Raw genomic sequence first — 5,610 nt, 5'->3', positions numbered from 1 at the left:
GCTTTAGTAGGAGTTTTAGGACTTGGTCAGTTGAAACGGAAAGAAGATGAAAGCAAGTAAGCTCTAAAAGTTAAATAAAAAAGAGGAACTTTGTTTCCTCTTTTTTGTACCCCTAAATTAAAAACGCTTCCTATTGATTTTCACTCATAAAATCAACTAATTTATGTTAAAATGGTAGTAGAAAGTTGAGATTATGAGTTATTTTAAAAAATATAAATTTGATAAGTCACAGTTCAAGCTTGGTATGCGAACTTTCAAAACGGGGATTGCCGTATTTATAGTTCTCTTGATTTTTGGTTTTTTTGGCTGGAAGGGGCTTCAAATCGGAGCACTAACAGCGGTCTTCAGTTTACGAGAGAGCTTTGATAAGAGTGTCCATTTTGGAACTTCGCGTATCTTAGGAAATAGCATTGGCGGTTTTTACGCCCTTGTCTTTTTCCTCTTAAACACTTTATTTCATGGAGCCTTTTGGGTAACCTTACTAGTTGTTCCGATTTGCACCATGTTAACCATTATGACAAATGTCGCCATGAACAACAAGGCAGGAGTTATCGGTGGTGTGGCGGCTATGTTGATTATTACCCTATCAATACCAAGCGGAGAAACATTTTTGTACGTGTTTGCGCGCGTATTTGAAACATTTATGGGAGTTTTTGTTGCAATCCTTGTAAATTATGATATTGAGCAACTGAAACTCTTTTGGGAGAAAAAAAGAAAATAATGTTACATTTTATGACATTATTCGTTGACGTATGTCTTTTTTTAGACTATAATAGACAGGAAGAAGGAAATTGTAAATGAAGGAAAGAGAATTTCGCCGAAATATGGCTGTTTTTCCTATCGGCAGTGTTATGAAATTGACCGATCTCTCGGCGCGTCAGATTCGTTATTATGAAGATCAAGAGTTGATCAAACCTGATCGAAACGAAGGGAACCGTCGCATGTATTCGTTGAATGACATGGATCGTCTGCTTGAAATCAAAGATTATATCTCTGAAGGTCATAATATTGCTGCGATTAAGAAAAAATATGCTGAACGCGAGGCGAAGTCCAAGAAAGCCGTGAGTCAGACGGAAGTGCGTCGTGCACTTCACAATGAACTCCTCCAGCAGGGGCGCTTTGCTTCAGTACGGTCACCCTTTGGTCGCGGTTAGGCAATCGCAAGTAGTCATATATATTAAGGAGAAAACCCATGCCAATCACAGCTGCAGATATTCGTCGTGAAGTCAAGGAAAAAAATGTTACCTTTATCCGTCTCATGTTTTCAGATATTCTGGGAACCATGAAAAACGTCGAAATTCCTGCTACAGATGAACAGTTAGATAAGGTCTTGTCAAACAAAGCCATGTTTGATGGCTCTTCTATTGAAGGTTTTGTACGTATCAATGAGTCAGATATGTACTTGTACCCAGACTTGGATACATGGACAGTCTTCCCTTGGGGAGATGAAAATGGAAGTGTTGCAGGTTTGATCTGTGATGTCTATACAACAGAAGGCGAACCCTTTGCAGGTGACCCTCGTGGTAATCTGAAGCGTGCACTTCGTCATATGGAAGAAGTAGGATTCAAATCTTTCAACCTTGGTCCAGAACCAGAATTCTTCCTATTTAAGTTGGATGAAAATGGGGATCCAACACTTGAAGTAAATGACAAGGGTGGCTACTTTGATTTGGCGCCTACTGACCTTGCGGACAATACACGTCGTGAAATTGTGAATGTCTTGACCAAAATGGGATTTGAAGTAGAAGCGAGTCACCACGAGGTTGCGGTTGGACAACATGAAATTGACTTCAAGTATGATGAAGTCCTCCGTGCCTGTGACAAGATTCAAATCTTTAAACTCGTTGTTAAAACCATTGCTCGCAAACACGGTCTTTACGCAACCTTTATGGCGAAACCAAAATTTGGTATCGCTGGATCAGGTATGCACTGTAATATGTCCTTGTTTGATGCAGAAGGAAACAATGCCTTCTTTGATCCAAATGATCCAAAAGGAATGCAGTTGTCTGAAACAGCCTACCATTTCCTTGGTGGTTTGATCAAGCATGCTTACAACTATACTGCCATCATGAACCCAACAGTTAACTCATACAAACGTTTGGTTCCAGGTTATGAAGCGCCTGTTTACATTGCTTGGGCTGGTCGTAATCGTTCGCCACTTGTGCGCGTACCAGCTTCACGTGGTATGGGAACTCGTCTCGAGTTGCGTTCGGTGGACCCAATGGCAAACCCATACATCGCTATGGCTGTTCTTTTGGAAGTTGGTTTGCATGGTATTGAAAACAAAATCGAAGCACCAGCTCCTATCGAAGAAAATATCTACATCATGACAGCAGAAGAGCGTAAGGAAGCTGGAATTACTGATCTTCCATCAACTCTTCATAACGCCTTGAAAGCTTTGACAGAAGATGAAGTGGTCAAGGCAGCCCTAGGTGAACACATCTACACTAGCTTCCTTGAAGCGAAGCGTATCGAGTGGGCTAGCTATGCGACCTTTGTTTCACAATGGGAAGTTGATAATTATCTTGATTTGTATTAAGAACATAAAAAAGATTGTCTGATTGGGCAATCTTTTTTATTATTGCAAATATTTAGATGGATTTTGATGTTGTTTTTGGTATATATAACATAGTAAATGACGCAAAAATGGATTATTAGTTGGGCTGATTAAAAAGTAATAATATTCTGAAAAAACTCAGAATAAGATCCCAGTAATTCTATCTCAAAAATCTCTCTAATGTATGAAACAGTAGGTTTTTAACATTCTAAAAAAAATTTACAATTTGACAACATATTTCTTGAAATACTAATTAGTAAATGATAAAATATCATTTGACATGAATGAGGTTTAGCTCTCGTCTTTATAGGTTGATATATTATTTACTTGAAACTTATTCATGATATTTTACTATTATAAGAAAGGAGATTTTGTGTAAAAAAGACAGATGGTAGTTTCTGTTTTAAGAGATGGAAGTCACCATAGGTTTAACGGTGGGTTTAATTTATATCACTAGACCCATTAAGGATGAAGATATAGGTGCATCTTCAGTTTTGCAATCAACTTCAAGTGATGAGAACAATTCAACTTTGAGTTTAAAAGGTCAACAACTTCCAGAATTTTAAACGACCTCTCAAGATGGAAAATTGATTGCTAGTTCAGGACTGTAAGATAAACCTATATTAGTTGGCGAATGGGCTAGTTGGTGTCCTCGTTGTTAGAAACAACTACCCATTGTTCAGCAGATGTATGAAAAGTATGGAGATCAAATTCATTTTGTTCTTCTGAATATGAACGAACCAGGAAAAGAAACAAAGGAAACTGCTGATCAGTATATCAAAGAAAAAGGATATACTTTCCTGTATTATTATGACGAAGATCAGTCCGCAGCCGATCTTTTACAGGTTCAAACCATACCAAGTATGTATCTTGTGACAAAACAGCAACTGGTAAAGAATGCATTAGTAAATCATACCACTGCTGAAAATTCCTCGAAAGAGTTACAAGAACTGCTAGACTGACATACATCTATTTCAGAATAAAGGAGGAAGAAGAAATCGCAATAGGATTTCAGAGAAAACTATGAGAGATTTCATTAAAAAGGTCTCCATTCTGTTTATGATTCTGTTTCTCTCTGTGCCATTAGGATTGGCTGGACTGTTCCTTGCTCGAGGTGCATCAGCTGATGAAGGGGCTGCAAGACAAGTAGGAGAGAACACAGAAATTATCCAGAATGGATGTTATCGTAAGGTAAAGAAAACAGAAAAAACACAGTGGACAGTTCCACGTAAACCGATCGACTTAGTTATCCTTCAAGATGCGAGTGGATCATTCCGATCAACTATTCCGAGTGTCAAACGTGCTCTTAAACGTTTGACAACATATGTTAGCCCAGAAAAATATGATGAGACAAATCCTTATCTCGTTAAGACTGACGACCCTCGGACAACTGACCGAGTTTTCGTAGCATCTTACCAAGGTTTGGATCAGGTGCGTTACTTTAATAATAACGATTTCAGTGGCAACCCTACAGATACATATACAGATCCAAACACAACTGGTAAACACTATACCTATGGAAATAGCGGCTTAACAAGTGATCAAAATAAAGTTCATAACTTTATTGATAATATTGCAGTTGATGGTGGAACCCCAACAGTCCCTGCGATCGAAGATACAATCGCTCAGTATAACCATGTCAAGGGCAATATGGAAAACGGTCGTAAGACCGTATTCCTCCTGGTAACGGATGGGGTAGCCAATGGTTACCGTCTGCCAGGATCTAGCACAGTTGTAATGGATAAGAGCTATACAAGAACATGGGATATCCAACGTGCTTGGGGAGTAAATAGTTATCCAGAAGCGGCTCAAGATATTACAAGTCGTGCCAAGGAGTTGAGAGATGCTGGTGATCAGCTGAAAGCAGCTGTTGGATCAGAAGGTTCTGTCGTTGTAGGTTTCTGGGAACGTGTTGATAACTTCACTGAAAAATATTATCAATATGGTCCAGCTTATCTGAATGGCTTTGGTAACACTATCAATATTGGGGACAACCGTTCAGTTCAAGGAATTTTCCATGATGCTCTTCAATCGATGGCTTCACCAGACAAAGTTGTGAACGGGAAGAACGTTTCTTTCTATGTTAATGAACAAAATAACATTGATGTGTTCTCACAAAAGATTTTAGAATCTGTAGCTGCTGCGTTGATTAAGGAGGACATCAAAGGTGAGTTCACTGTTACACCTGGATATAAGGTTGATGCTGTTCGAATCAATGGCAAGACTGTTGTTGAAAAAGTCACAGATCCATCCAAACAAATTCGTGGTAGAATCAATCAAGAAGGTGACAATGTCACAATCTATGTACCCGATAGTGTCTTCAACCCTGGAGATAACAATTTCGACTATGATTTGAGTAAGGAAGCTCGTGCTCCTGAAACGAATGAAGAGGATGAAGTTGATCCGCCAGAGGATTACAAACCAACGAATGAAATAATTACAGTCCCTGAATTGACGGGTGTCTTCAAGACGGGTGACTTTACAACCCGTAAGATTGGTGGACGTAATGAAGAAGTTGAAGTTCAAAAACTCGAGTACTGTTACCCAAGTGTCACGAAGAGAATTACCGACGCAGATAATAGTAATGACTTGGGAGAAATTGATGATCCGCTTGGTTTGACAAAGAAAAAAGCCTATTCTGCACAATTGTCAGATAAGGCAGAAGAGTTCACCTATACTCTTGATTACAACTTCAATAACGTAGCTTACGAATTTGAAAAGAACGTCATGTTGACAGACCCACTTGACTACCGTTTGGAAGTAGTTGAAAGTTCAGCTACTGGACCAAATGGAGAAAAATGGACCACTCGTGTAGTTAGTCAAGATGATTCAGAAGGTAATTCTCAAAGTGTCGTGGTTGCGGATGTTCCTGCGAAAGGATCCAACTATAATTACTTGGTATTGAAGAAAGCTCAGATGACCATCAAGGTTCGTTTGAAAGAACAATACCGTAATAACCAATCAAGTAAAGAATTTATGGCTCTCCTTCAGGAAAGTAATGGATTTGGTCTCCTAAACCAAGGGAACATCATGTGGAATGGTGATGACAATCA

5 protein-coding genes are annotated in these 5,610 nt (G+C 39.0%); all 5 read left to right on the top strand.

Annotated elements, in window-relative coordinates; genetic code table 11:
• Window positions 1–193: 193 nt before the first annotated feature.
• Entirely contained in the window at window positions 194–721 is a 528-nt protein-coding gene (locus tag M1F63_RS10025; protein ID WP_000119887.1) for an FUSC family protein, read from the top strand.
• A 76-nt stretch (window positions 722–797) separates the two neighbouring features.
• The gene (gene glnR, locus M1F63_RS10020; protein WP_000664333.1) at window positions 798–1,154 is read left to right on the top strand and encodes a transcriptional repressor GlnR; all 357 of its coding nucleotides are present in this window, start codon (window positions 798–800) and stop codon (window positions 1,152–1,154) included.
• A 38-nt stretch (window positions 1,155–1,192) separates the two neighbouring features.
• Entirely contained in the window at window positions 1,193–2,539 is a 1,347-nt protein-coding gene (gene glnA / locus M1F63_RS10015) for a type I glutamate--ammonia ligase (protein WP_001122885.1), read from the top strand.
• Between the two features lie 704 nt (window positions 2,540–3,243).
• Window positions 3,244–3,519, top strand: coding sequence for a TlpA family protein disulfide reductase (locus M1F63_RS10010; protein WP_247941325.1), 276 nt, complete (start codon window positions 3,244–3,246; stop codon window positions 3,517–3,519).
• 61 nt (window positions 3,520–3,580) lie between these two features.
• Window positions 3,581–5,610 (top strand): vWA domain-containing protein (locus tag M1F63_RS10005; RefSeq protein ID WP_486679355.1); only part of this gene is annotated, 2,030 nt, incomplete at its 3' end.

Source organism: Streptococcus oralis (assembly GCF_023109155.1).
Lineage (GTDB): Bacteria > Bacillota > Bacilli > Lactobacillales > Streptococcaceae > Streptococcus > Streptococcus oralis_BZ.
Note: the sequence above shows the minus strand (reverse complement) of the source record. Positions and strands in the feature narration are given on the sequence as shown.

Coding starts and splice junctions, on each gene's coding strand:
- glnA (WP_001122885.1), top strand. CDS start 1,193: ATGCCAATCACAGCTGCAGATATTCGTCGTGAAGTCAAGGAAAAAAAT.
- M1F63_RS10010 (WP_247941325.1), top strand. CDS start 3,244: ATGTATGAAAAGTATGGAGATCAAATTCATTTTGTTCTTCTGAATATG.
- glnR (WP_000664333.1), top strand. CDS start 798: ATGAAGGAAAGAGAATTTCGCCGAAATATGGCTGTTTTTCCTATCGGC.
- M1F63_RS10025 (WP_000119887.1), top strand. CDS start 194: ATGAGTTATTTTAAAAAATATAAATTTGATAAGTCACAGTTCAAGCTT.